This is a genomic window from Halomonas sp. GT (genome assembly GCF_002082565.1).
Classification (GTDB): Bacteria; Pseudomonadota; Gammaproteobacteria; order Pseudomonadales; family Halomonadaceae; genus Vreelandella.
On record NZ_CP020562.1, the window covers coordinates 3,944,837 to 3,969,370 of the forward strand.

The 24,534-nt window shown below is 54.1% G+C and carries 20 protein-coding genes and 1 pseudogene; 14 read left to right on the top strand and 7 right to left on the bottom strand.

Going from position 1 to position 24,534, the window contains the following annotated elements:
• Nucleotide 1 precedes the first annotated feature (1 nt).
• The 6 genes and pseudogenes from B6A39_RS17830 (at nucleotide 2) to B6A39_RS17855 (ending at nucleotide 7,659) form a co-directional block, all read left to right on the top strand.
• A complete protein-coding gene (locus B6A39_RS17830; protein WP_083007644.1) occupies nucleotides 2–352 on the top strand; it encodes an accessory factor UbiK family protein in 351 nt (116 codons plus the stop codon).
• Nucleotides 353–588: 236 nt separating this feature from the next.
• Nucleotides 589–1,515, top strand: a complete 927-nt coding sequence (locus B6A39_RS17835; protein ID WP_083007645.1) for an AraC family transcriptional regulator — start codon at nucleotides 589–591, stop codon at nucleotides 1,513–1,515.
• Nucleotides 1,516–1,713: 198 nt separating this feature from the next.
• Entirely contained in the window at nucleotides 1,714–3,816 is a 2,103-nt protein-coding gene (locus tag B6A39_RS17840; protein ID WP_083007646.1) for a TonB-dependent siderophore receptor, read from the top strand.
• Nucleotides 3,817–3,981: 165 nt separating this feature from the next.
• Nucleotides 3,982–4,875 (top strand): ABC transporter substrate-binding protein, encoded by an 894-nt coding sequence (locus B6A39_RS17845; protein WP_083007647.1) that lies wholly within the window; start codon nucleotides 3,982–3,984, stop codon nucleotides 4,873–4,875.
• Between the two features lie 85 nt (nucleotides 4,876–4,960).
• Nucleotides 4,961–5,809, top strand: a pseudogene (locus B6A39_RS17850) (YifB family Mg chelatase-like AAA ATPase); the annotation flags it as partial.
• A gap of 80 nt (nucleotides 5,810–5,889) precedes the next feature.
• The gene (locus tag B6A39_RS17855) at nucleotides 5,890–7,659 is read left to right on the top strand and encodes a hypothetical protein (protein ID WP_083007648.1); all 1,770 of its coding nucleotides are present in this window, start codon (nucleotides 5,890–5,892) and stop codon (nucleotides 7,657–7,659) included.
• A gap of 110 nt (nucleotides 7,660–7,769) precedes the next feature.
• Here the strand turns inward: B6A39_RS17855 and B6A39_RS17860 are convergent, their stop codons facing one another.
• Nucleotides 7,770–8,597 (bottom strand): bile acid:sodium symporter family protein, encoded by an 828-nt coding sequence (locus B6A39_RS17860; RefSeq protein ID WP_232318735.1) that lies wholly within the window; start codon nucleotides 8,595–8,597, stop codon nucleotides 7,770–7,772.
• A gap of 297 nt (nucleotides 8,598–8,894) precedes the next feature.
• On the opposite strand from B6A39_RS17860, the gene B6A39_RS17865 reads away from it, so the two are divergent.
• The 4 genes from B6A39_RS17865 to B6A39_RS17880 all read left to right on the top strand — a co-directional run bounded on the left by B6A39_RS17865 (nucleotide 8,895) and on the right by B6A39_RS17880 (nucleotide 12,483).
• Nucleotides 8,895–9,809, top strand: a complete 915-nt coding sequence (locus tag B6A39_RS17865) for a cation diffusion facilitator family transporter (protein WP_083007650.1) — start codon at nucleotides 8,895–8,897, stop codon at nucleotides 9,807–9,809.
• Between the two features lie 113 nt (nucleotides 9,810–9,922).
• Entirely contained in the window at nucleotides 9,923–10,600 is a 678-nt protein-coding gene (locus B6A39_RS17870; RefSeq protein ID WP_022521292.1) for a DsbA family protein, read from the top strand.
• Complete coding sequence (locus tag B6A39_RS17875) at nucleotides 10,600–11,589, top strand: M23 family metallopeptidase (RefSeq protein WP_083007651.1); 990 nt, start codon at nucleotides 10,600–10,602, stop codon at nucleotides 11,587–11,589. The genes B6A39_RS17870 and B6A39_RS17875 overlap by 1 nt, the downstream gene beginning before the upstream one ends.
• Before the next feature lie 111 nt (nucleotides 11,590–11,700).
• Complete coding sequence (locus B6A39_RS17880) at nucleotides 11,701–12,483, top strand: ZIP family metal transporter (RefSeq protein WP_027965781.1); 783 nt, start codon at nucleotides 11,701–11,703, stop codon at nucleotides 12,481–12,483.
• A gap of 28 nt (nucleotides 12,484–12,511) precedes the next feature.
• Here the strand turns inward: B6A39_RS17880 and B6A39_RS17885 are convergent, their stop codons facing one another.
• The gene (locus B6A39_RS17885) at nucleotides 12,512–12,970 is read right to left on the bottom strand and encodes a MerR family transcriptional regulator (protein WP_082051477.1); all 459 of its coding nucleotides are present in this window, start codon (nucleotides 12,968–12,970) and stop codon (nucleotides 12,512–12,514) included.
• Between the two features lie 86 nt (nucleotides 12,971–13,056).
• Between B6A39_RS17885 and B6A39_RS17890 the strand changes: the two genes are divergently transcribed.
• From B6A39_RS17890 to B6A39_RS17905, 4 genes are read left to right on the top strand one after another with little or no spacing between them, the layout of a single operon-like run.
• Nucleotides 13,057–15,243 (top strand): heavy metal translocating P-type ATPase, encoded by a 2,187-nt coding sequence (locus B6A39_RS17890; RefSeq protein ID WP_027965783.1) that lies wholly within the window; start codon nucleotides 13,057–13,059, stop codon nucleotides 15,241–15,243.
• Entirely contained in the window at nucleotides 15,240–15,743 is a 504-nt protein-coding gene (gene lspA / locus B6A39_RS17895) for a signal peptidase II (protein ID WP_016916426.1), read from the top strand. Before B6A39_RS17890 ends, lspA begins: the two co-directional genes overlap by 4 nt.
• A gap of 4 nt (nucleotides 15,744–15,747) precedes the next feature.
• Nucleotides 15,748–17,280, top strand: coding sequence for an apolipoprotein N-acyltransferase (lnt, locus tag B6A39_RS17900; RefSeq protein ID WP_016916425.1), 1,533 nt, complete (start codon nucleotides 15,748–15,750; stop codon nucleotides 17,278–17,280).
• Nucleotides 17,281–17,333: 53 nt separating this feature from the next.
• Nucleotides 17,334–18,377 (top strand): L,D-transpeptidase family protein, encoded by a 1,044-nt coding sequence (locus B6A39_RS17905; protein WP_016916424.1) that lies wholly within the window; start codon nucleotides 17,334–17,336, stop codon nucleotides 18,375–18,377.
• 126 nt (nucleotides 18,378–18,503) lie between these two features.
• Here B6A39_RS17905 and B6A39_RS19115 read toward each other — a convergent pair whose 3' ends face one another.
• From B6A39_RS19115 to B6A39_RS17930, 5 genes are read right to left on the bottom strand one after another with little or no spacing between them, the layout of a single operon-like run.
• Nucleotides 18,504–19,931 (bottom strand): hypothetical protein, encoded by a 1,428-nt coding sequence (locus B6A39_RS19115; RefSeq protein ID WP_232318736.1) that lies wholly within the window; start codon nucleotides 19,929–19,931, stop codon nucleotides 18,504–18,506.
• Nucleotides 19,928–21,016 (bottom strand): TniQ family protein, encoded by a 1,089-nt coding sequence (locus B6A39_RS17915; RefSeq protein WP_083007653.1) that lies wholly within the window; start codon nucleotides 21,014–21,016, stop codon nucleotides 19,928–19,930. Before B6A39_RS17915 ends, B6A39_RS19115 begins: the two co-directional genes overlap by 4 nt.
• Nucleotides 21,016–21,900, bottom strand: a complete 885-nt coding sequence (locus B6A39_RS17920; protein WP_083007654.1) for a TniB family NTP-binding protein — start codon at nucleotides 21,898–21,900, stop codon at nucleotides 21,016–21,018. Before B6A39_RS17920 ends, B6A39_RS17915 begins: the two co-directional genes overlap by 1 nt.
• Nucleotides 21,897–23,825: a Mu transposase C-terminal domain-containing protein gene (locus B6A39_RS17925; protein ID WP_083007655.1), complete on the bottom strand. Its 1,929-nt coding sequence runs from the start codon at nucleotides 23,823–23,825 to the stop codon at nucleotides 21,897–21,899. The genes B6A39_RS17920 and B6A39_RS17925 overlap by 4 nt, the downstream gene beginning before the upstream one ends.
• Nucleotides 23,818–24,498 (bottom strand): TnsA endonuclease N-terminal domain-containing protein, encoded by a 681-nt coding sequence (locus tag B6A39_RS17930; protein ID WP_083007656.1) that lies wholly within the window; start codon nucleotides 24,496–24,498, stop codon nucleotides 23,818–23,820. The genes B6A39_RS17925 and B6A39_RS17930 overlap by 8 nt, the downstream gene beginning before the upstream one ends.
• Between the last annotated feature and the right edge of the window lie 36 nt (nucleotides 24,499–24,534).

Sequence of the window (24,534 nt, forward strand, 5' to 3'; positions counted from 1 at the left end):
GATGGCGCCTCAAGATCGCATTAGCCGTTTAGCCCAGCAAATTGGGGATCGTTTGCAGAACGCGTCCCAAGCCCCGGAAGATATTCAAAAAGGCGTACAGCAGGTAGTGCGTGGTGCCTTTGACAGGCTAGAGCTGGTGTCACGGGAAGACTTTGATATTTTGATGGATGTATTACAACGCACCCGTTCCCGCGTTGAAGCCCTGGAGCGCCAAGTGGCCAGCCTTGAGGCAGCGGTGGAAGCCTCTACCTCAACAAGCAGCACCCCGGTTGAAGCAGAAGCGCCACCAACGCCCACTAAGCCCCACAGCGCTCAAACTGAAAACACCCAGCCGCCTAAAGCGGATACCTGAGCGTAAGCGACATTCTGTTGCCAGCGGCAAGCAATTCTCCTTGCCGCTGACTCTTCCTGTTAATAATAATCACTATCATTGACATTCGGTATGATGGTGATATCTTGCCTGTACGATAATTTTTTACCTCTTTTGAGCACCAATAAAGGGCAGCCATACAAAGCAGTCCCACATTGAAACTCATATTGAATAGGTAACTGCACCAAGCTGCCCTCACCGCGATTACTATCACCACGATGCCACAGCAGCAACGCGCTTCAACGCCTGAAATCACGTCACAAGCACTTGTGCAGCTTGGCCAGCGCTTTGGGATTCACTACCGTATTGAAGACTCACCTAGTCCTCTTGGCCCGGTAGCATTAGGTCATGTTCACGATGTAAGTCTTTCGCAGGCTCTCCATCTAACGCTTTCTGATCTACAGGTGGAACGCACTTACACCTCTACTTCCTATCAGAGTGTGCCCTGGTTTATCAGCGTTATTTTGGAAGGCGAGATCAGTGCTCAACTAGGTGAGACGCCCTACCGATTAAAGGCAGGCGATGGGTTTTGTGCGCATTTTGATGCCCAGCACCCAATCATCGTTCGCCAGCCTGCCCAGCCACGTTTGCGCACCGTCAACTTAGCGGTATTGGCGACGGCACCACTTGCGCTACCGATACCGCCACACAGCCCGCAGTTTCAAGTATGGCAGTTACCTACTGCACTACGGAAAACGCTTTGCACCACCATCGATCAACCGCCCACCGCTTGGCGTCAATCATTATTATGGCAAGGGCTGGCGCTGCAACTCCTGGGGCTTGGGCTACCGGAACAGCGCCAGCAACAGCCTAAATCGCCCAAGCTTTCCCAGCGTGACCAACGCTGCATCACCGCGTTGCATCAGAAAATCGCGGAGCACCCCGAACAGCGTTATCACCTGCAAACATTGGCCAAAGAAGCGGCCATGAGCCCCAGCAGCCTGCGTCAGAAATTTCACTCTTATTATGGCTGCTCAATTTTTGAACACCTGCGCGCTTCCCGACTGCAAAAAGCTTACCGCGATTTAGAAAAGGGCTTTAGTGTGCAACAGGCTGCCCATGCATGCGGCTATCGCCATGCCAGCAACTTTGCCACGGCCTTCAAGCGCCAGTTTGGTATGACACCTCACAGCATGCAGAAGTAACCACCTTGGTGTTACTTCTGCATGCTTAGCCACTGCTGGACGAACACCAGTTGCTGTCATCTATTACAACGAGTTCCCTCCTTCCGCGGCATTTGGCAGGACGCATAACTAGTTTGGCATTGCGCATACCTTTGAAGACTCTCAAAAAGTAATAATTCTCATTACTTATTTTGCTTCCTCGGCCTACAGGAACTCCTTATGTCGTCACCACAACGCCGCTTTCTCCTGTCACCCCTTAGTAGTGCAATGCTGATAGCCTTTACCGCCACGCCGGCCTTTGCTCAGCAGGCTTCCGAGCTAGCAACCGTCACCGTGACTGCCCAGCAGGCGGCTACCAAAGTTACCACCCCTTTTATCGAAACACCTCAAAGCGTTTCTACCATCACTCGTGAACAAATGGATCACCGTGGGGTGAGCACCGTTCAGCGCGCCACTAACTACACTCCCGGCGTGTACAGCAATCAGGTCGGCGCTTCCAATCGTTTCGATTACCTAGTATTGCGCGGGTTTTCTGACGGCAGTTTGAGCAATACCTTCTTAGATGGCTTAAAGGTCATGGGTGATGCCAACTCCCATAGCAGTATGCGCATCGATCCGTGGTTCTTAGAGAGTATTGAAGTCGTTCGCGGGCCTGCCTCGGTGCTCTATGGTCGCGCGTCACCTGGCGGAGTGGTGGCGCTAAATAGCAAGCGCCCTGAATTTGAACAAGGCGGTGAGCTACGCTTTCGAGTAGGCAATAATAACCAGCGCAGTGCCGCTTTTGACCTCACTGGGCCAATTGGCGCAGAGCAGCGAGTGGCCTTTCGCCTGACCGGTATTGCCAGTACCGCCGACACCCAGTTTGGCCCCGCCGAAGAAGAGCGCTATGCCATTGCGCCCCGGCTAACCTGGGATATCACCGATGACACCAGCCTAACGGTCGAGGCTTACCTGCAAGATGAGCCAGAAGGCGGCTACCACTCTGGTGTGCCCTATGAAGGAGCGGTAGTACCCAGAAATGGCAAGAAGATCAGTAACAACTTTTTTGATGGCGAAGCCGACTATAACGCCTACGAGCGTACTCAGCGCATGGCTGGCTATACCCTGGAACATCGCTTTAATGACGACGTAACGGGCCGCCAGCTACTCCGTTATCTCAATTCCGATGTGGTGCTTAACCAAGTCTATGGCTATGGCTGGACGTCAGCTACCTCTGACGAATTAACTCGCTACTATTCTGTCAGCGATGAATCTTTAGAAGCCTGGACTATCGACAACCAGCTTGAAGCTACCATCAGCAGCGGCTTTATGGACCACACCCTGCTTGCTGGGGTCGATTACCAACAGCGGGAAAATGACGTGTCATGGCCTTCTGGGTACTTTCCCCCCATCAATGCCTTTAATCCCAACTATGGTAGCGGCCCGATTGAATTTTACGCACCTACCCGTGAACGTCATGAGATCGACCAAACGGGTGTTTATCTACAGGATCAAATCGCCGTCGATAACTGGCGCTTCACGCTAGGCGGCCGCTACGACTGGGTGAATATCGACAATACCAACCGCGATAGCGGTGACACCAGCTCACTTAGCGATACCCAGTTCAGTGGCCGCGCCGGTATGGTATATCTGTTCGATAACGGTGTAGCGCCCTATGCTAGCTATTCCACCGCTTTCACGCCTACCAGTTTTGTAGATGAAAACGGCAACTTATTAGCGCCGATGGAAGGTGAGCAGTGGGAAGCTGGCCTAAAATTCCAGCCTAACGGCAGTGCTAGCCAATTCAGCGCGGCACTGTTCCATATCAGCCAAGAGAATGTCGCGACCAAAGAACAGCCCTCCGACCCTTATCGCGCGGTAGGTGAAATTGAATCACAGGGGGTGGAGTTAGAAGCACAAACCCAGCTAACGGATACCCTCTCGGTTCAGGCAGGCTATAGCTTCACCGACATCACCTACGCCAAAAGCGATGATGGCAATCAGGGCAACAATGCGATCTATTCGCCGCGCCATCAAGTGCAGCTGTGGGGTCAATACGCCGTCAACGATGGCTGGCTGAACGGTGTGGATGTCGGGGTTGGCGTGCGCCACTACGCGGATATTGCCGCCGATCGAGCCAACACTGAAACCGTCCCTGACTACACCCTGGTCGATGCCACCATTGGCTACGACCTAAGCCAGCTCGGCGTTGAAGGGGTTGAGACACGCTTAAATGTAAACAACCTGCTGGATAAGGAGTACGTGGCTTCCTGCAACTCGCTGGAGTACTGCTACTTCGGCGCAGAACGAGGCGTTACCGCCAGCGTTCACTACCGTTTCTAATCCATTGTTTCTAAAATACTGCTTCTAAAAACGTCAGCACCAGTGATGCCCTGGTATAGCGCCTGGGCATTTTTTTCCTCAAGCTTTTCCCGAAACCAATGTTTGCAAACAATAAACATTATCGTTTAAATATACGCCTTACTTCTTGGATGGCTTCTCACCACCATGCGCCACCCCAGCTTGCTCTCTTTGCTCGTACGCGGCGGGCTCTTTGCCGTTTGCCTACTGACGTTTTCTACCGCCAAAGCACAGTGGGCAACTATCGACTGGACCATTGCAGAAACCTTACTGGCGTTAGACGCCCCTGTCGGCAGTGTCGCTCAGCAGAGCGATTACCATGCATGGGTAGGCGAGCCTCGGATACCTGACAGTGCCACCGATATGGGGCTACGCACTCAGCCAAACCTGGAACTGCTAGCCCAAGTACCTCCAGAACAAATACTGCTATCCCCCATGTTTGCCGGGTTAGCGCCTCGCCTGGAGCGGATTGCTCCTGTCAGCACCTTTTCGTTCTACTCACCGGGCACTGATACGTGGCAAGAGATGCAGGCACTAACGCGCCAGTTAGGGGAGCTAACCAACCGCAATACCCAGGCAGAAAAGCTGATCAACGAGACGCAAACCCTAATGGCCAAACTGCGCGACCAGGCCCCTGAAAGTGCGCCGCTGCTGATGGTGCAGTTTATGGACGCCCGCCATGTGCGAGTGTTTGGAGAAAGCAGCCTCTACAATGCTGTACTTAAGCAACTAACACTGCCCAATGCGTGGGACCAACCCACCAACGCCTGGGGCTTTACACTGGTGGGGATTGAGGCCCTGGCACGCTACCCAGAGGCAACGTTAGTGATTATCGAGCCGCTTCCCGCCGGTATCGAGGAACAGCTCGAAAGCAGCAGCCTATGGCAGCACTTACCCAGCGTTAAAAACGCTCAACTGCTACGCCTACCACCCGTCTGGAGCTTCGGCGCACTGCCCTCTGCCCAGCGCTTTGCAAGAGAATTGTTCGCTGCACTCTCGCTAGACAGCCCAGCTCAAGCAACTGATCCAACCGTTAACTAAGGTTACCTTTCCCGGCGCACGCTATTTTTAAACGTTCCAGATACCGTAGGGTTACGTCAGGAATCAAAACTAGCGAGGGAGCGCCATGACACTAGCCATTGTGGCCACACGCGCAGGCGTTGGGCTGGAAGCCCCCGCCGTGCATGTCGAGGTACATCTAGCCAACGGATTGCCGGGGCTGACGCTGGTGGGCCTGCCGGAAACCGCCGTCAAAGAGAGCCGTGAGCGGGTGCGCAGCGCCCTCATCAATGCCGGGTTTGATTTCCCCAACACCAAGCGCATTACCCTCAACCTTGCCCCCGCCGACCTACCTAAAGAGGGCGGTCGCTTTGATTTGCCGATTGCGCTTGGCATTCTGGCCGCCTCCGGCCAAATCCCAGTGGATGCGCTGGAAGGCATGGAGTGTGCCGGTGAGCTGGCGCTGGATGGCAAACTACGCGCCGTACCCGGCGTACTGCCTTTTGCTCTCGCCACACGACGCGTCAATAAAGCACTGATTATTCCCCGCGCCTGTGCCGATGAAGCTGCATTAGCGGGCGATTTGTCGGTGCTACCCGCCGACACCCTTTGGCAAGTGGTTGCTCATTTGCTGGGACAAGAGAAAATACCGCCCCACCAACTGTCTGCTTCGGTGAGGTCAACGGCCCCTGTTGCTGATTTAGCCGACGTGCGCGGCCAACAGCAGGCACGCCGCGCCCTGGAAGTAGCGGCCGCTGGTGGCCATAACTTGTTATTAGCAGGGCCTCCTGGTACCGGTAAAACCATGCTCGCTAGCCGCTTACCGGGCATTTTGCCGCCGCTTTCCGAAGACGATGCGCTGCAGGTGGCCGCGGTGCGTTCAGTATGCGGGCTTCCCTTGGAAGCAGACTGGGGCCAGCGCCCCTTTCGCCAGCCTCACCACAGCGCCAGCGCCGCCGCGTTAGTGGGTGGAGGCTGTCATTTTCAACAATCGTTGCGACTAAACAATAATTACTGCGACAATCTCTATGTTGAGTTTACATAGAGCACGCCCTTGTGACCGTTTCTCTCAAACAATGCAGAACCTTTAGCTTTCAAGATGGCACCCTTAAAGACGAAACTGAGCGCTTGGTCGTTTGGTGGTACGGGCCTATCTTCAAAAATATCCGCTCACAAAGCGTCCCTAAAATTTATGTATTTTTAAGACCTATTGATCAGGAGAACAAATTAGGAGATGTGATTAAGCGAACGACGGTCTTAACGCATGTCGGGCTATTGAGAATCGGCTCCGTCTGGGAAAAGGGCGTGAGCAACTCCCGCATCGCATTTGAGGAGAAAACATTCCCTGTTTCGTTCTCTCCGGGCGGCTGGCGGATTGTCTCCTTAGACGACTTACACAAAGCAGGGCGCAGCCTCTATACCTCCTTTCATGAGGCAAGCTATTTACCGCTGGACAGAAAACACAAATCGTACCTGATTGAATTTGACCTCCCAGGTGGCAAACATCTGCTCATCCCTTGCACCGAATTTTTTGCACGCGTTTACGGTCGATCATCTGAAATCAAGCGTGTGCTCGCCACTTACTGTTGGGAGGAGGTCAAAGAACGGCTTTATCGACCGCTTAATGCGCCCCCATCGCCAGGTACCTGGCCGGTCAGATTTACATATCGTGTTCATAGGCACGATGCGATTTTGCTCGCGCACATGCTGTACGACCCCTATGCCGAACAAGCTGCCAGAGATATTTATGCGCAGACTGAAGCCAGCTTCCCCCAAGATAAGATGCTTTTAAAAGTCACTCCATGGTTTCAAGGCAGCGGGGAAATCTCTGTTTCTGGCGTTCCAATTGATTGTGGCAACACATTCCTAGGCTTGCAGATATTAGGCTGTACGCAGCCCGATGGTGCCACGATCCACCGCGAAAGAGAGAAATCAACGACAGTACCAGCCACCGATGGCGACGATGCCTCCTCTCAGTTCCCCTATCATCAGCTTCAAGACATCCCCGATGTCATTGACCTGACGGATGATGACGAGCCCGACCACGGTTCTTCCTGGCTAGACCTTACTGAGGACGAATTCGTTATTTTAGGTAAGCCTCGCGCCGTCTTGGATAAACGATATACTCGAAAAAATGTGCCCGATACACGAGGCGTCCCCGTTCCGGGTGACGAAACCATTTTCTCCACTGGGGAGCCACATGGATCAGGAAAAGGGGTCGGACAGGCCTCTATTCATGCTCCTATTACACTGGAATCACAGGGCTTTCTACGTGATATGTGGAATGCGCTTCTCTATTTACAATCGGCCTATCCCGCAACGATTCGTGGCGTTAGCTGGTTTACCTTTGAAGACGGCTTTAGCACTTCTCCTGACCCTCGGTTGATCAGCCTCGAACCTTTCGAAATAGACGAGGAGGTGAAAACGACAGTCGCCAATTGGGTTTACATTGATACTCAGACCAAGGTACCTCGCGGGGTGCTCGTCATTAGGGTGCATTTGTTAGATCAAACACTCTATCTCATGGAGATTCAACGACGCCCTCCAAAACCCAGAGCTGGCGGTAGCGAGGAGGCATCCAAGCCTCCTTCCTATAAAGGTTTGGTCTTCACGCTGAGCCACCAAGGCAGCTTCGAGCAGTGGTTACGCCAAGTGCTGTCTAACGTGCGGCACGTAGAAGGTGTTGTCCAAAAACTAGTTCGTCACTGCCCAGGATTCGCCGATACGTTCAAGCACCCTAAATCCAAAAAGGAACAGATACCCTGCGAAGCCTCTGTGTTAAATGCTTTTAGCAAGGTCAGTATTGGTCGCAGTGACTTAGCATAGGTACTATTTGCCACCTTTATGAGTAGCGGTGTCTGTTTTGTCGGTAAGAGCAACCTGTACACCCCGTGTGCAGGTTGCTCTTCTGACGAAGAGCCGATACGGCCATCCCTTCAGTGGCGGGCGAGGATCTTCGCTGCGATGGGCGAAGTGATCATTTGAATCACGGCAAAAAAAGCGGCTGGAATTGCGATCTCTGATGGCAAGCCAGAAGCAGCGACAAACGCTGCAGCGATGCTGAATTCCTTTTTACTGACCGTGAAAAGATAGGTAATCACCTCTTTGCGATCAGAAGTGAGTAACCGTGAGGACATACCTACCAGGTACCCAATCAAATTGAGGCACAGGGCCGCCCCCGCAATCACAAACGCATACCCACCATAGCCAATGATCGTGGCGGCATTCGGCCCGACCACAGCGAGTAGGATCAGCAGATACAAAATTGACCCTATCCCTGCATACGCTGAATCATGCCGTGCAAAGAAAGTCGAGAACTTTGTCCGCAAGCTGACCCCAATCACGGTAGGAACAAGCACAATCAGTGTTAATTCAAGAATAATTGAGCCCAGCGGTACGTCTAACTGGAGGCCAGTGAGCCATAAAAACAGGAAGGGAACAATAAACGGACATAACGCAGTGTTGACTGCGTTGAAAACAGCGGCAAGCGCCACATTGCCTTTCGCCATCAGTACCAAAAGAGGAGAAGACACATCTGTCGGCAGCGTGCCGAGCAAGGTTTGGCCAGCAGCCAGCGGGCCGCTTCCAAAAAATAGACGGCCCGTTAGCCACCCGGCAATCGACATAGGCCCATAGACCAGCCCCAATGCCAACAACTGCCGTGACGGCTTTCGGAACACGATGCGCACTGCATGCGCATCGAATGTGAGGCTGATAATCAACATCAGTAATGCCAGTAATGGCCCAATCGCGAACTTAAGCATTATTCCGGTGGCCGGAAAGAGTAAGCCTCCCCCCGCGACGACGATTACAAACCAGACAAGGTGCGCCTCGACAAAATAAATGAATCTACCCATGGTGGATTGGACGTTACCGGTTGAAGTGGATTGAGCCCCGCACCTAAAACATGATCACCTTCGGCCCAGCACACAAAGGCTCCTTGGTAGCTAGGGACGTGCTTCCCAATCCAGCGATGCAAATAGATAATGCTCAAGGGTTGAAGCTTTAGTTGCTAGAGGTTTTATAGTACCAAGAACAGATAATTCGAGAGAGGGTAACAGATGGGACATCATCATGATCATCCCCACATTGATCCTGCCTCTGGCGACCGGCGCGTCAGCATCTCCATTTGGGCCAATGGGCTCTTAACCATCGCTCAAATTGTCGGTGGCATTATGGCGGGGAGCCTATCGCTGATCGCTGATGCGTTACATAACTTTTCTGACATGGCAGCGTTAGTCATTGCCTTTGCTGCTCGTAAAATCGCCAGACGGCCTGCCGATGCGCATATGACCTTTGGCTATGGCCGCATCGAGATAGTGGCAGCACTCATCAATTACACCACCCTCATTATCGTCGGCGTCTACCTGATTTACGAAGGCGCTATGCGGATGATCGATCCCCCTGAGATAGAGGGATGGACAATCGTGATTATTGGTGGCGTCGCGCTTGTCGTCGATGCCCTTACCGCCGTGCTCACGTGGTCAATGCAAAAAGAGAGTGTCAATATCCGCGCCCTTTTTCTGCATAACTTATCGGATGCGTTTGCCTCCATCGCTGTGATTATCGGTGGTTCGCTTATTTTACTGTACGACATGCGCTGGGTAGACCCCGCCATCACGATAGGGATTGCGCTATATATTCTTTACCTTGCCTTCTCTGAAATTGGTGGCCCTATCCGTACGCTAATGCTGGGATCTCCCCCGGACATTGACGGGCAGGCAGTCGTTGAGACCGTCCGAAATATCGAGGGAGTCCAGGATATTCACCATGTGCATCTATGGCAGATGCAGGAAAACATGGCAGCCCTTGACTGCCACGTGGTTCTGACAGAAACCGGCTGGCAGCAGCTTGAATCCGTCAAAGCAGAGATCAAGGAGCAGCTTAAAATGCGCTTCAGTATTGCTCATTCCAGCCTAGAGTTTGAGCATAGTGATCACGCGCATCAAAATGCCAATCTATATGGGCACGAGTGACAGACCGAGGCCGACTCCCGGCTCAGGTAGGTAGCGAGCGACTTACTCCCATAGCGATTGGCTTATTTTTCAACCCTACTTTTCCACCCCATCGTTGAGACAGAGAGAGAAACATGTTCAAAAAAGCGTCTTTTATATTAGCTGGTACGTTAATGCTGACCGCTGCAATCGTCGCCGTATCGAAGCCTGCCCTCTTAGACATGCAAGCTCAGGCAGCAAAAGAGAGCGGTGTCCAGGCCGAGGACTCCTTGGTGCGTTCACACTCCCCCATCTTGGGACGAGAAGACGCGCCGGTGACGATTGTGGAATTCTTCGATCCGGCTTGCGAAGCCTGCCGTGCCTTCTACCCACTGACAAAAAGTATTCTGGAAACCTACCCAGAAAAAGTGCGGCTCATCGTGCGCTACACTCCTTTCCACGGCGACGTATCTGATAAGGCCATTCGGGTATTAGAAGTTGCTCGTCGTCAGGGCGTCTTTGAACCGGTACTGGAGAGGCTGCTGGCTCGCCAGGATCAATGGGCTTCACATGGCAGTTTTGATGAATCCGCTATCCTCGATATCGCGAGCCAAGGGGGCCTTGATTTAGCGGCTGCCGAAGAGCAACTGACTTCTGCTGAGGTGCAGGCGGTGATTGACCAAGACATGGCGGATGTCAGAGCCAATCAGATTCGCCAAACACCCACCTTTTTTGTCAATGGCGAGCCTTTAGACCCCTTTGGTATGCAAGAGCTGATTGATGCCGTCGAGAGTGAAGTAGCGGAGATCTCTGGGGAAGAGGATGGCCAGTGATGCAGCGCTGGTGGTTACTAGGCTTGGTGGGCTTTTACCCCTTGCTAGCCGAAGCCAATTGGCAAACGCATCTTTCGTTGCCGCCGTCTGAACTTAGCCCTGTCAGGTTACAAGCGACTAGCGAGCAAGAAGGCACATTACCGCTTGATAGCGTTGATACCCTAACCTTTGGGCGTGATGTCATCATTGATACCACCCTCTACGAGGCTTTAGCAGCAGAAGGTGTCCCTACGCGTTTCGCCAGTAAACTGGAAATACTGCTCAGCGAGTTTATCGCAGCGCCGCTGGAGTTTTCTGGCAGTGAACGTATTCAATTAGTGTGGGAGGAAGATCGACGCCAGGACGGCACCCGTGTTGGGCCACCACGCCTCAGTTATGCAGCTCTGCCTGATCAGGCAGAGCCCTTGGAGGTCGTTTGGCCGGTCACCCAAAAGGGGGACGTAGCTCTTTTCAAAAGCGACACCCTGCTAGGCACGTTGCGGTTGCCCGTGCTTAGTGCCCGCTTAACGTCTCGCTTTGGGAATCGGCGACATCCTGTGTATGGAGGGATGCGTCCTCATAATGGAATTGACTTGGCTGCGCCGACAGGAACGCCGGTCATTGCCACCGCACCTGGGCGCGTATCCTTTATGGGTCGCCAAGGGGGATATGGGCAGGTGATCGAGGTGGAGCACGACACAGGGGCAATCAGTCGCTACACACACCTTAGCCGATTTTCCCCACAGCTAGTGGTTGGGGATTTAGTCAATGCGGGAGAGTCGCTCGGAGAGGTAGGTGCCTCTGGGGTCGCCACGGGGCCCAACCTACATTACGAAGTGAGAGTCAATAACCAGCCTGTTGACCCCCTTGGTCAAGGTCAACGCATCATGCTAGGCGAACAGCCGACTCAAAGTGAATATCAAGCGTCACTTTACGAGGCAAGAGATCGCTTAGAACAAGCTATCGGTACGGCGTCACTTTATGACTTGATCTCGTTTAACGAGCCGTAACCACTCGTGCTTAACAACGTTGCATGGGGGTTAGTAACGTGAACGTGCGCTTGTCTCGTTATGGAACCCAAGCCGTGTAATCACTCATCTATCACAACACAGGTAATCGGTATGGAAGAGGTTTCTCCCGTCACCATGGGGGTATTGGCAAGCCTTGCGGCGGGCTTGATGACGGCTGTAGGGGCGCTTCCTGTCTTGTTTACCAAAACACCGAATCGTGGTGTTCGCGATTTAGCGTTGGGGTTCGCCGCTGGTGTCATGCTAGCGGCCTCTTTCTTCTCACTGATCATACCCTCCTTAGAAGCCTCGGAGCTGCGTTATGGCGGTAGCGTGGTACCTGCTGCCATTGCTTGTGCGGCCATTTTGCTAGGGATTGGAATGGTCGCACTACTGAACGAGCTCTTACCTCATGAGCACTTCGAACAGGGGCGAGAAGGGCCAGAGGCTGCCTCACTACGCCGTATCTGGTTGTTTATTATTGCCATTACGATACACAACCTGCCAGAAGGGCTGGCCGTTGGCGTGGCCTTTGGCGCAGGGGGAAGCGAAGGAGGCATGCCGCTAGCGATTGGCATTGGACTTCAGAATGCCCCAGAAGGACTGGCCGTAGCAGTATCACTGCTAAGCGTGGGCTATTCACGTTGGCGGTCATGGACGATTGCCGCCCTTACGGGGCTTGTTGAGCCGTTGGGTGGCTTATTAGGCGCTGGAGTCATCAGCATGTCACAAGCGCTACTGCCCTGGGGGTTGGCCTTTGCAGCGGGGGCGATGTTGTATGTGATCAGTCATGAGATTATTCCCGAAACTCATCGGAGCGGGCACCAAAAAAAGGCCACGCTGGGCCTCTCCATCGGATTGGTACTCATGCTGTTTTTGGATGTTTCGCTGGGCTAACCATTGGGCGTGGGGCGTAGCGTTAGTGCTAACCCAAGTCGTGAGCCCCTCCGTGCGATTTTTCAGTGATACAGAGCTGATGATCACTGATGACCTCAATGATTCGGCAGCTTTCCACTTTACCACCGGCACACTGTGTGACCATCCGTTGAAGCTCCTCACGCAGTATGGACAGTCGTTGAAGGCGGGACTCCACTTTCTTTAGGTGATGCGTGGCGATGGCATCGACTTCTTGGCAAGGCATATCAGGTTGATCTGACATGGCCAAAAGCTCTCGCACTGACTCCACCGAAAAGCCAAAGTCACGGGCATGACGAATAAAGGTCAAGCGCCGCACAGCGTCGTCTCCATAGCGGCGCTGTCCTCCGCCGGTTCGTGTCGCATCGCGCAACAGCCCAATACGCTCGTAATAGCGAACCGTTTCAGGTTTGCAATCGGCTCGTCGTGCTAACTCACCAATGCTGATACTTTGCCCCATCATCGACATGGTAAAACTCCTTACGCAGGGCTTGAAGCTGTAGTTGCTACAAGGTTTACACTTCAAAACCATAGCTCATTGGGAGAAGAGGCACCATGAAAACATCAACGCAGGCGACAGCGCCTACCGTCTTGACACTGCGTGTTGAAGGCATGGACTGCGGCGGTTGTGAGCGCAAGGTTGTGTCGGCGCTAGAGCGGCTGGACGGCATTGAGGAAGTCACGGCAAGCTCCGTCACAGGATCGGTGAAGATTCACCAGCGCGATCATGGAGGCCCCTCGCAACAGACCATTGAGGGCATCCTGAACGAACTAGGCTATCAAGTGACTTCCCCTGCTGGCCAAACACGCGCATCTGGTGCTTCATCCTCTTGGTGGCAAACCGCTAAAGGGCGCTTGGTCATTATCACGGGAAATCTGCTGATCGTAGCCTTCGCGCTTCGTTTAGCATGGCCTGCGCTGGGTAATGTGCCGTTCATTCTGGCCACGCTGGTCGGCTTAATGCCCATTGCGCAGAGTGCCTGGGGCGCCCTCAAAATGCGCAACCCCTTTACCATCGAGATGCTGATGTGCATCGCTGCGGTTGGCGCATTGGCCATCAATGCTGCTGCTGAAGCTGCGATGGTCGTGTTCTTGTTCGCCGTAGGTGAGCTACTCGAAGGGGTAGCTGCGTCACGGGCGCGCCGCAGTATCTCAGCCTTGGCAAACTTAACACCCTCAACGGCGAGGCTGATGGACAACGGCCATCTGCGTGATGTCTCGGCGGAGTCACTTAAACCCGGTCAGCGTGTGCTGGTGCGGCCCGGTGATCGCGTACCCTGCGATGGACGCATCCTGGTGGGCACCTCCGACATTGACGAGTCGCCGGTAAACGGCGAGTCCATACCTCGTTCGCGAGCGCCTGGTGATGACATTTTTGCTGGCACAGTGAATCTTGATGCCGCCCTGGAGGTGGAGGTAACACGAGGCGCTGATGACAATACGATCGCACGCGTTATTCGTCTGGTTGAAGAAGCACAGGCCGCCAAGGCACCGATAGCACGCTTTATTGATCGTTTTGCGTATTACTATATGCCCGCCGTCGTCTTACTCGCCCTACTGATGGCGATAGTGCCACCGCTGGTATCGACCATGGCATGGTCGGAGTCGATTTACCGTGCGTTAGCATTGCTGTTAATCGCATGCCCCTGCGCGTTAGTCATTTCCACCCCTGCCGCCATCGCCGCCGGTCTCTCGGCGGGAGCTCGGCGCGGACTACTGATCAAAGGGGGAGCCGTTCTTGAACAGTTAGGTAAGCTTCGCTTGGTGGCATTAGATAAAACGGGCACCCTCACTGCGGGTACCCCAAGAGTCACAGATGTGGAGTCTTGGATTGCTGAGGAAGACGATAACAGCGTATTGCGGCTCGCCGCCGCAATAGAGCGGGATTCCAGTCACCCTATCGCCACGGCTATCGTTGAGCATGCCCGACAGTCGGGCATCAACCTCCCCACCGTCACCGGCGGCCGCGCTCTGGCGGGGCGCGGTGTTTCCGGCCAGGTGGAGGGTCGCGAGCTGAGCTTAATGACGCCTCGTCACCTTCACGAGAAAGTCATCCTTGAGGAAAGTCTCAGTGCTCGGATTGTCGCGTTAGAAGAAGCCGGTAAGAGCCTCGCTCTCCTCGTCGAAGGCGAGCGTTTACTGGGCTTGATCGCGGTTCGCGATGAGCCACGCGAAGATGCCATGGAAGGCCTAGCGGCGCTATCCCGTTTAGGCGTACAGGCGGTCATGCTCAGCGGTGATAATGCCCGCACCGTCGCTGCCACGGGGGGTCGCTTAGGCATTGAAGCGTACGGCGAACTAATGCCTGAAGACAAGGCAGCGTATGTTCGAGACTGGCAAGCGGCAGGCCGTGGCCCCATCGGTAAAGTAGGCGATGGCATCAACGATGCACCGGCACTCGCGGCAGCAGATGTGGGTATCGCGATGGGGGGTGGCACGGATGTGGCGTTGGAAACCGCCGATGCAGCCTTGCTCAAGAACCGCGTTACCGGCATCGCTGAGCTGATAGACCTCTCTCGTGCCACGCTGCGCAATGTGAAAACCAACGTTGTTCTCGCCCTTGGCTTAAAAGCCATTTTCCTAGTTACAACGGCGCTGGGTATTACCGGCATGTGGATTGCGGTGATGGCCGATACCGGTGCTACCGTCCTGGTGACGTTGAACGCCATGCGACTGCTGGGTTACCGCTTTTCGCCCAGTACCGCAATGACAGGCCTGTCACAAGGAAAAACAACGTCATGAGAACAGCGCCAAACGATAGCCCTTCACGTCGCTGGCCATGGTTCACATTAGCTTGCGTGATGGCTCTAGCCGATCAACTGGTCAAGGAAATTGTGCATGCCCAGATGTCGTTTGGCCAAGTCATTCCGCTAACGCCGTTTTTTAACTGGGTTTATACCGGGAACACAGGAGCCGCTTTCAGCTTTCTCGCAGAAGCAGGGGGTTGGCAGCGCTACCTCTTTCTTGGTTTAGCGTTGGTGGTGGTCGTCGTATTGGTTGTGCAGCTATGCAAACCCCTGTCGCGCTTGGAGGCCTGTGCGTACAGCCTGATTCTTGGCGGCGCGCTCGGTAATACTGTTGATCGCTTAGCGCGAGGGTACGTCGTCGACTATCTGGACATTTACTGGGGCGAATGGCATTGGCCCGCCTTTAACATGGCCGATATCGCGCTATTTGCCGGTGTATTGATGTTCGCGGTGGCGTTATGGCGTGAAAGTCCTGCTTTTAAGCGCTCTGAGTAACGCTATGGATGTGGTCGATAAAGATAAAGAATATACGCTTTTTGCTGGGCGCTCCTCACCAATAGTCGATTGCGTTGTAGCGCTCGCCGCTGGGGTGCTGACCACCTTGAGTGCCGCCCCCTTTTCCCTATGGTGGCTTGGCCCAGTGAGCGTGGCACTGGTCTATTGGAGAATAGCGTCGCTAACGCCCGCCATGGCCACCCTGCGTGGGTGGTGCTATGGGGTAGGCCTGTTCGGTTCAGGCACGTCGTGGGTCTTCGTTGCTATTCACGATTTCAGTGGCACCGGGGCCTTGGTGGCGATGCTCCTCACCACTCTTTTTGTCAGCGTCCTGGCGCTCTTCTTTGCAGTCCCCTTTGGGCTCTATCGACGCATCACGGGGCCACGGTTCGCCTTTCTTAGCTTTGCCGGTATGTGGGTGGTGAGCGAATGGCTACGCACTTGGATGCTCACCGGCTTTCCCTGGTTATTGCTGGGCACCTCTCAGATTGATTCTCCACTAGCCCCATGGGCGCCCGTTGGTGGTGTATACTTGCTGTCACTCATGACCGCGCTGACAGGTACGTTAGGGGTAGAGGTACTGCGTCGCCGCTGGAGTTTCCTTGTCCCAATGGCCGCCTTGTGGATCGTTCCATTCCTATTGCCCGCCCAATGGACAACCCCGGCTGGCAAGCCCATCCGGGTGGCATTGCTGCAAGGGAATCTTGACCAGCGCATTAAGTGGACTGCCCAAGGGCAGCGCGAAGCGATCAGTATCTACACGACGATGACACGAGAGCAAGCAAGGGATATCGATCTCATCGTTTGGCCTGAGGCAGCCCTTCCCATGCTTGAGCAGGAAGCACAGCAAATACTTGAGCAAGTAGCGTCCGACCTGGGGCCTGACACCGCCTTGTTGACCGGCATTTTGCAACGCGACAGTGAAGGGCGCTCTTATAACAGCGTCATAGGGCTAAATGATGTGCAGGGCGAATACCAGAAGGCGCACTTGGTGCCCTTTGGCGAGTATTTGCCATTCCAAAGTCTCCTCGCTGGCACCCTTGCTTTTTTCGACTTGCCAGTACCTCGCCTGACCCCAGGGTCAGGCGAACAGGCTCCGTTACACGTGGCTGGAGCCACCATTGGCAATGCCATTTGTTACGAAATCATTTTTGCCGACCATGTCGCCCAACAGGCGCGTAATGCCGAGCTGCTATTAACGGTTTCCAACGATACGTGGTTTGGGCGCTCCATTGGCCCACACCAACATCTTCAAATGGCGCGTCTACGTGCCTTAGAAAATGGTCGTCACCTACTTCGAGCTACCAGTAATGGCGTGACGGCCATCATCGATTCACAAGGTCACGTCACAGCCCGTGCCCCACAGTTTGAACAGGCCAGTTTAACGGGCGAGGTGACCCCGATGCAGGGCCTAACTCCTTTCACACGCACCGGTAGTGGCCCCGCTTGGATACTCGCTGCGGTGCTGACACTGCTCGGGTTACAACTGAACTTATCTCGATCAAAAAACGACGCATTAGATGAAAAAGGAACCTAGCGATGCTCTTGGCAAAGAACGCAGCAATACTTAAGAGATTCCTCCCATGGCCAATGCAGATCGGCTTCATCGTGAGTGTGATGGTTTCGTTTCTGGCATGGCTCCCTGTCGCCATGGCGGCACAACCTTCCACTGCCCAGGAGACGGAATGGCCCAAGGGGCATTACCCGCTACCTGAGGAAGGCAATATTATCGGAGAGGCTGACACCTTCATCGTGAAGAATTACGAGGATACTCTGATTGATATTGCCAGACGTCACAACCTTGGCTACCAGGAGATTGTACGTGCTAACCCAGAGGTCAGTATTTGGGTGCCCGGAGTGGGTACTGAAGTAACCATTCCAGGACGCTTCATCCTGCCGAATGTCGAGCGTACTGGGGTCGTCATCAATATCGCCGAGCTGCGGCTTTACTACTACCCAGATGTCAAAACCGGTGAGACACCGCGCGTTGAGACCTATCCTATCGGCATCGGTCGCGAAGGGTTTGATACACCCCTTGGTGTGACCGAGACCACCATGAACATTAAAAACCCCGCATGGTACCCGCCTGAGTCGGTAAAACGTGAAGCGGAAGCACGCGGCGAAACCGCACCAAGCGTTGTACCGCCCGGCCCCGATAACCCGCTAGGAGACCATGCCATCATCCTAGGCTTCGATGGCTATTTGATTCACGGCACCAACCAGCCCGATGGCATTGGCATGCGCGCAAGCCGAGGTTGTATCCGCATGTTACCCAAAGACATCGAATCTATATTTGACCGCATTCCACCCGGCACCCAAGTCAACATCATCAATCAGCCGATCAAGATAGGTTGGGAAGGCGGTCAGCCGCTGATTCAAGCCTTTCCGCCGCTTGGAGAAGAAGAGCACAGTATGACCGCACTCACAGAGACCATGACACGCCTTAACCAATACAATGTCGATAACGTAAACCTCGATTACGAGCAGCTCAGCGATGTCCTGTCACTCTCTAACGGGCTTATAACCCCACTACATCCAAAGCAGGAACAGGAGCCACAGCGCCACAGCCCAGAAGAGAAGGCTATCAAGGGCATTTATGAAGACCTGGTTTTGACGTCATCTCAACGGTCATGACACGCCTTTTGGCACCCCGTTGAGCCCTGGCATATAGGTAGAGAGCCATAGCCCCGTCCAAACGGCGGGGCGACATTCGCCTACAGAGTCGCGGGGCCCTCCAAGTGACTGCGCGCTATCAGTGTCTTAGCACTCAATATCCAGAGGCAGCCAGTAGGTAACGCCACCCACTACCACCTGTATCCCGTCTGTCGTCCGCTCTACGGTCTGTTGTCGAAGCATTTTCTGCGTTAATTTTGTGTCATGGAAATACTCCATGGCAGCAACGATCCATGCCTCCCTCCAGGCCTCTCCTTGATCAGCACACCGGGCCATCGTCATCAGGGTGCGGGCTAGTGTTTCTTTTCGCCGCTTTCTTGCCCGTTTTACATCCACCCGAGGAGCCAACGTGGTGGCATGTTGGCGATTTAAGAAATTAGTAAACCCCGTGACCGAGGCTGCTTGTCCGGGCACCGCATGCAAATAGTTGTCCACATCGCCCTGTTGAGGCAGTCGCTGCCCCTCCCGGTCAGTAGCGAGTAGCAATGCGGCTGCCGCTCTTAGTGCAAGTCGTGCGGAGGTGTGGGACGTTTTGCCCGCCTCTATACGGGTTTCCAATTGCAGCCAATAGGCTTGCAGCACTTGGTCTGATAGCGAAGCGAACGGCATAGAACTGAGACACGCTTGAATACGTCTTTTCTCTGAGTCGATCCGCTTTGCTTGGTGATCCGGCTCTACCCCTTGCTCTTCATGCAACCATCGCATGGGAAGCCTCACACGCCGCAAGCCCTCCGCCCCGAAGTGATGAAGTAGCTCCGAATAGCTCGGTATCCGTGACCATGCCTGGTCGAGCTCAAGGAAGAACGAGAAGAAATGATTGATCTTGAGGGCAGCCTTATGCGGCCCAGTGATACGAATCAGCCATTCACCAAATTCCCCAAAGGCCTCACTTAACGCTTTGGTAGTGATACCGGCTTGGCCAATGGAGATCCGCTTGCGGCATGTTCGCGTCCAATAGCAGGGCTCACAGGCATCACCTCGACCCGCTGGCATGGGATTACCACACGATGGGCAGGCAATTTCCCCTTGCTCATTACAGGCTTTGCACAACGCATCCCCGTTGGGTGCCACCACCAATAAACGATGTCGACGACATGCAGAACAGGTACCGTGGTCTGCTGTCGAACAGCGTGGACATAAGCGATGATCATGCCCCATACGCGCCACTCGGGTAAGACGTTGAGATGCTTTCCCACACGCCTCGCAGGGCTCTGGTTCTTTGAAATAGGGAGCGCAGGCGATACAGACAGGGCCGTAGGGAGTGACCTTGCCGATGTTGTAGTCTGAACTGGCTTTTCCACATCGTGCACACGGTTTGTCAACGTTGCACTGACGACAGACGGCGTCTGGGTCATTCTTAGGCAGACGGGCTAACTCACCACATCGTGGGCACATCCGCCGCTTAAACACACGAGCATAGCAAGTTGAACAGTAGCCGTGCCCTTTATGGCGTCGCCACAATTTGGAGACTTCTCGGCCACACTCATCGCAGTCGACCGTTTGGTGTTGATTCAAGAGGTTGGCTCCGCTTTCATTCTGCGTTTTAAACGCGCCCATGAGGCTCTAACAGCGCGTTCCGACATGGGGCGACAAGCCGGGGGAACACGGCGGCGATGCGGCCCATGAGGGTGGTGAGATAACCGTAATAGCAGCGGCAACAACACAACGGGGGGTGACTTTCGGTGGTCATGAAGCGCGCTCGTTTTCACATTGAACGCGACCAACGCACTGAACGTTTCCTCAACGCCTATACTGAGCAAACGCTCCACCGACGCCAATAAAGCACTACGCTCGCTGACAGGCAACAGTTCAAACGCCAGCCCAGACAAAGGCATTCGACTATCCGTAACCGAAATGCCCAATGACAGAAGCGCATCGGCCAGGGGGGACGCAGGCCGCCGACTTGCACGCCGAACAACGCCAATAAAGAAGGCCACCATAGAAAACCAATCGGCGGGTGCGATAGGGGCCTCCCTAAACGTCACGTTGCTGCTTTTTAAAGCACGATCTGCCATCACTTGAACACTGAACGCTTCTGCTAAATGCAACGTGCATACCACCTTTCTAAAATCGTCATGGCACCGACTGCACTGAGCTAAATGTTGATCTTCCGCTGACAGGCGATGGGGCTCTATAGGGGCCTTGCATGCTGGGCATTCATCTATCAGCTGCACCCCATGAAAGCGGCACCCAGTGTGCCAAGCGAATCGCCAGTGTCGGCGCAAGTAAGGGGTTGAGTCCTCTGCCAAGCACAACGTGCATACCTGTTGTCCTCCATGGCGGGTTCGATTTCGGCTGCCGAGTGCCAACAACCAGGGCCAAGTCCGCGTTTCCGGTAATGAGTAACCGGCCACTTTCTCACAATCGTCACGCACCCCAGCTTTCTGAAACTCAGCGGACGATATCCCCGATGCATTGACTAATGGGCGCATTCTTACGAGGGGAATTTCCCTATCAATATCCCTTGTCCATATACGCCATGTTGGCCAGATAGCCCCGGTGAGCGACAAAGGATCACACCCCTGTCTCAACGCCGCCCGTACCAGCCATGAAGAAAGCGACTCTTCAGACAACAGAGGCACACTCAGCGCCCAGGGCATTACAGCATCACCTCCCTAATGCCACGGGTAGGTCGCACCCATGATTTACTCTGAATAATTTTCTCATCGATACGCTCAGCCCCGGACAAAATAGCGGCATTGGCACACTCAATCAGCAGCCGGTGCAGGTCGCCAAAATTGCCGCCAGAGATCGCGTGAAGCTGGGTCGCCAATTGTGGCTCATGCAGTTGGGAAGGATGTTTGAGCGGTAATATCTTCTCAAAGCCAGCGAGCAGCTTCTGAAACTCCTGATTGAGCTCCCACTTGGGTAACGCGACCACATCAAAGCGACTCGCATGCTGCGGGTCTGAATGCAGCACCCGCACGGCATCCTGCGTGCCCACGCCAACGATGGGAATCATTAACTCATTGCACAGGAGCTTAATGGCATTCATCGTTTCTCGCTGCTTGACGGCACCACCGGTTAGCAGTGAGTGAAACTCATCAATGATCAGCAGGCGCGTATGGCAAGCACGCAGTTGATGAATCACCTGGTAGCGCAGCTTGGGAACCGGATCAGTAGGTCGATAGGGAGCCCAGAAACTCTCTAGTACCGCGATATACAGACTTTTCTCATCGGCACTCGGTGGGGCCTGAGTGACGACAACCGGCTTTACCGGCTCTACGTCTTCATTCACGTAGCCTTCACCATACTGCTTATGAAAACGCTGAACGATGGTGGTCTTCCCGTTATTAGAGTCACCCACGATCAAAAGATTGGGCATACGAGGACGACTGGGCTTCTCCATCAACCCGCGCATAACCTCAATAACACGGTTGGCCAATGGATAGCCCAACCATCGCGGTTGATCCATAAACTCCATCCGCTCTTTAGCGGACAGCCCCAAGACGTGACGGAGGTCAGGATGAAGGTGTGTGCTCATGCTATGTCCCAGTTCACATCGATATCACCCGTTAAAAGACCGTTTCCTTGAGCGGGTGACTCTTGAGGGGCCGCGTTTGAGGGCGCATTTAACAGAGGATCTGCAGGCGTCACCTTCTTCTCATGCTCTTTGCGGCGTTGCGCCTGACGGCGGCTTCGCTTGGTGCGCGCTTGCGACTCCTCCACATGGGTTCGAAGCTCACTAATAGCGCGTAGAATTTCAGACTCATTCACCGAGTTCCTGCCTTCCTGGCGAAGGCGTGCCTTAGCCTGGGCATACTCCCAAACACTCATCGAGGGGAGGGCAAGATTGGCAAAGGGAATGCGAAAATAGTGCCCGAGTTCCGGGTCTTTGAACCAAATGACGCTAATGTCGCGAGGATCGCGCCGGAATACAAAGGTTCGTTTCTTGTCTGGCATGTCTGGATCTTTGGCATTGATCCACGGCCTTAGCGCCTCATCGTAATAGTTCATGCCATCGATGGTCACACCAAAAGTCTGGATCGTGCGCTGAAAGCTGGGCAAAAAATCGAGCAATACAGAGAGCCTGTCAGCAGGCCTCGGCGCTAATCCCACTCCCTGCACGTCAGCATTGCCAAACACACCAATTTCCCACTTCTTCATCGGCGACATGCCAATTCCAGAATGAAGGCGCTGGTGGTAAACCTTACAGATCAACGTCACCAGCCACTCTTCAAACTCGCTTTTCGTCATGGCTGCATGTTTCTCTGGATCGTACCCCTCTTTCTCTTTAATGGAGGAGAAGGTTGTCCCAGGCAGGTTATGGATTTCCTTGAGAAGAGATCCCAGCACCCGCTCAATGTGGCCACCATAACGAGGCTGCTTAACAGGTCGAAACTCAAGATTGATCCCATAGGCTAGGCATGAGCGCCGAAACGTCTCTGAGCGAAAATCTGGGCCGTTATCGACGTGAATCGTGGCGGGTGTGCCCCATACCGGCCACTCAGCCTCCACGTTATGCAGTAGCAGCCACTCATCTTTAGGAAGCATGGATTGCGCCACACACATGCCTACGGATGTTTCAGAAGGCGGGTCAAACGATAAGTAGTACCCCGTGACCATGCGAGTACACACGTCCATGGCCAACGTGATCCATGGACGGCCAATCGGTTTGCGATACACGTCATCGACCAAAATAATATCGGCAGGCGTGTGGTCAATCTGCATGACGGCTAGCGGATAGTCCGCATTGGGAAACTTTCCGGCAGCTGGCTGAAACTTATTAATCGCTTTCTCTCTAAAGCCATGGCCACGCAACCGATCACGCTCTGGGATGTCACGCAGACGAGCACGAACGGTACCAGGGCTCGGCGGATCAATGCGCCGCTCGTGGCAGCGACGCATGACCTCCTGTACCGCCTTTTGTGCTGAGGGACGCTGCAGCGTCAAATAAACCTCTTTGATAACTTCCTGAATCACCGCCTCCGCATGCGCGGGGATACGCGACTTCCCCTTCTTCCACCCTGGCTTTTGAGGAATCAATGCGAGCACCGAGCCCGTCGCTTTATACCGCTTCAACCAACGGTAGATCGTAGCCGTATCAACCCCCGTTTGCTTAGCACGCTCCTCCGCTGCATCTCGCCCCACGGTATGGCGATCCACCAAGGGCTTAATGATGGAAAAGCGATGCTCGGCCTCCCGCCAATCGGCATCCCCAATCTCGGACATATCCTGCTCAGGGGGTACAGACCCGCTATTGAGAGGCGCTAGTTCTTTGATGCGAAGCGGGCAACTACGCCCGGACTCAACGGCAATGCCAATGACCGTCTCAAAATCGAGCACCTGGGAAATTCGGTAAACGGTGCCATCTTTCTGAACCTGCTCACCCACCATGATCTGCAAGTGTTGGCGTCTTTGGGCGACTCCATTATTTGGTTCAGTTGTGTTGCCACGATGATTATTCATGATCGGGTACCCATACCTCCGATAGAGGACTGAAGGATTGAGCCATATCGCAATCTAGCTGTCGGGTCGCCAGTAGATGCCATAAATGCGCAATCCCCTCTGCCCGGTAAATATCGCCCATGAAGTGCCGAGAAAGCAGGTAATCCAAGGTCGCCACCCCCATCTCCCTCACCGTATTGAGGACTGCCTGGCTTTCGACAGAGGGAAACACCATCCGCTTATAGCGCGCTAGGAAGGTAATGTTGTCCAAGGTCTTATCACGAATGCGGCTTTCATCATGAATGCTAAAAGACCATCCCTCGTTGCTAGCATGCCGCATCGCCGCCTTCCATTTAGGCGACCATTCACGCCAATGTGCTTGCCACTTTTCCCGTGGTTTGACCTCCACCAGGAGAGGTTTTGGGTAGTCCTTGTAATGACGGTTACCGAGACGGTAATAAACCAAATAATCCGGGGTGTAGGTGTAACACCTACCGGTCACAGGATGATGAAACGGGATCTCGCACGGCTGGGAAATCACACCAAGGACGCTCACATCAAAGTCAGCCTTTATGAGGAAATCACGTTCGAGCGTCGACTCGAACGCAATAGACTCCTCCCCGCGAAAGGCATAGTAGCCAGACACACTTCGTCGGGTAGGGCCGATTTTACGAACAGATGTAGGCAGTGGCATGAGCAGTCGCACCAAATGTTGAATAAAACGTGGCCT

What these genes read in the sequence shown, in the direction of transcription:
- B6A39_RS17830 (WP_083007644.1), top strand. Translation starts at nt 2, where the DNA reads ATGGCGCCTCAAGATCGCATTAGCCGTTTAGCCCAGCAAATTGGGGAT.
- B6A39_RS17835 (WP_083007645.1), top strand. Translation starts at nt 589, where the DNA reads ATGCCACAGCAGCAACGCGCTTCAACGCCTGAAATCACGTCACAAGCA.
- B6A39_RS17840 (WP_083007646.1), top strand. Translation starts at nt 1,714, where the DNA reads ATGTCGTCACCACAACGCCGCTTTCTCCTGTCACCCCTTAGTAGTGCA.
- B6A39_RS17845 (WP_083007647.1), top strand. Translation starts at nt 3,982, where the DNA reads ATGCGCCACCCCAGCTTGCTCTCTTTGCTCGTACGCGGCGGGCTCTTT.
- B6A39_RS17860 (WP_232318735.1), bottom strand. Translation starts at nt 8,597, where the DNA reads ATGCTTAAGTTCGCGATTGGGCCATTACTGGCATTACTGATGTTGATT.
- B6A39_RS17865 (WP_083007650.1), top strand. Translation starts at nt 8,895, where the DNA reads ATGGGACATCATCATGATCATCCCCACATTGATCCTGCCTCTGGCGAC.
- B6A39_RS17870 (WP_022521292.1), top strand. Translation starts at nt 9,923, where the DNA reads ATGTTCAAAAAAGCGTCTTTTATATTAGCTGGTACGTTAATGCTGACC.
- B6A39_RS17875 (WP_083007651.1), top strand. Translation starts at nt 10,600, where the DNA reads ATGCAGCGCTGGTGGTTACTAGGCTTGGTGGGCTTTTACCCCTTGCTA.
- B6A39_RS17880 (WP_027965781.1), top strand. Translation starts at nt 11,701, where the DNA reads ATGGAAGAGGTTTCTCCCGTCACCATGGGGGTATTGGCAAGCCTTGCG.
- B6A39_RS17885 (WP_082051477.1), bottom strand. Translation starts at nt 12,970, where the DNA reads ATGTCGATGATGGGGCAAAGTATCAGCATTGGTGAGTTAGCACGACGA.
- B6A39_RS17890 (WP_027965783.1), top strand. Translation starts at nt 13,057, where the DNA reads ATGAAAACATCAACGCAGGCGACAGCGCCTACCGTCTTGACACTGCGT.
- lspA (WP_016916426.1), top strand. Translation starts at nt 15,240, where the DNA reads ATGAGAACAGCGCCAAACGATAGCCCTTCACGTCGCTGGCCATGGTTC.
- lnt (WP_016916425.1), top strand. Translation starts at nt 15,748, where the DNA reads ATGGATGTGGTCGATAAAGATAAAGAATATACGCTTTTTGCTGGGCGC.
- B6A39_RS17905 (WP_016916424.1), top strand. Translation starts at nt 17,334, where the DNA reads ATGCAGATCGGCTTCATCGTGAGTGTGATGGTTTCGTTTCTGGCATGG.
- B6A39_RS17915 (WP_083007653.1), bottom strand. Translation starts at nt 21,016, where the DNA reads ATGCCCTGGGCGCTGAGTGTGCCTCTGTTGTCTGAAGAGTCGCTTTCT.
- B6A39_RS17920 (WP_083007654.1), bottom strand. Translation starts at nt 21,900, where the DNA reads ATGAGCACACACCTTCATCCTGACCTCCGTCACGTCTTGGGGCTGTCC.
- B6A39_RS17925 (WP_083007655.1), bottom strand. Translation starts at nt 23,825, where the DNA reads ATGAATAATCATCGTGGCAACACAACTGAACCAAATAATGGAGTCGCC.
- B6A39_RS17930 (WP_083007656.1), bottom strand. Translation starts at nt 24,498, where the DNA reads ATGCCACTGCCTACATCTGTTCGTAAAATCGGCCCTACCCGACGAAGT.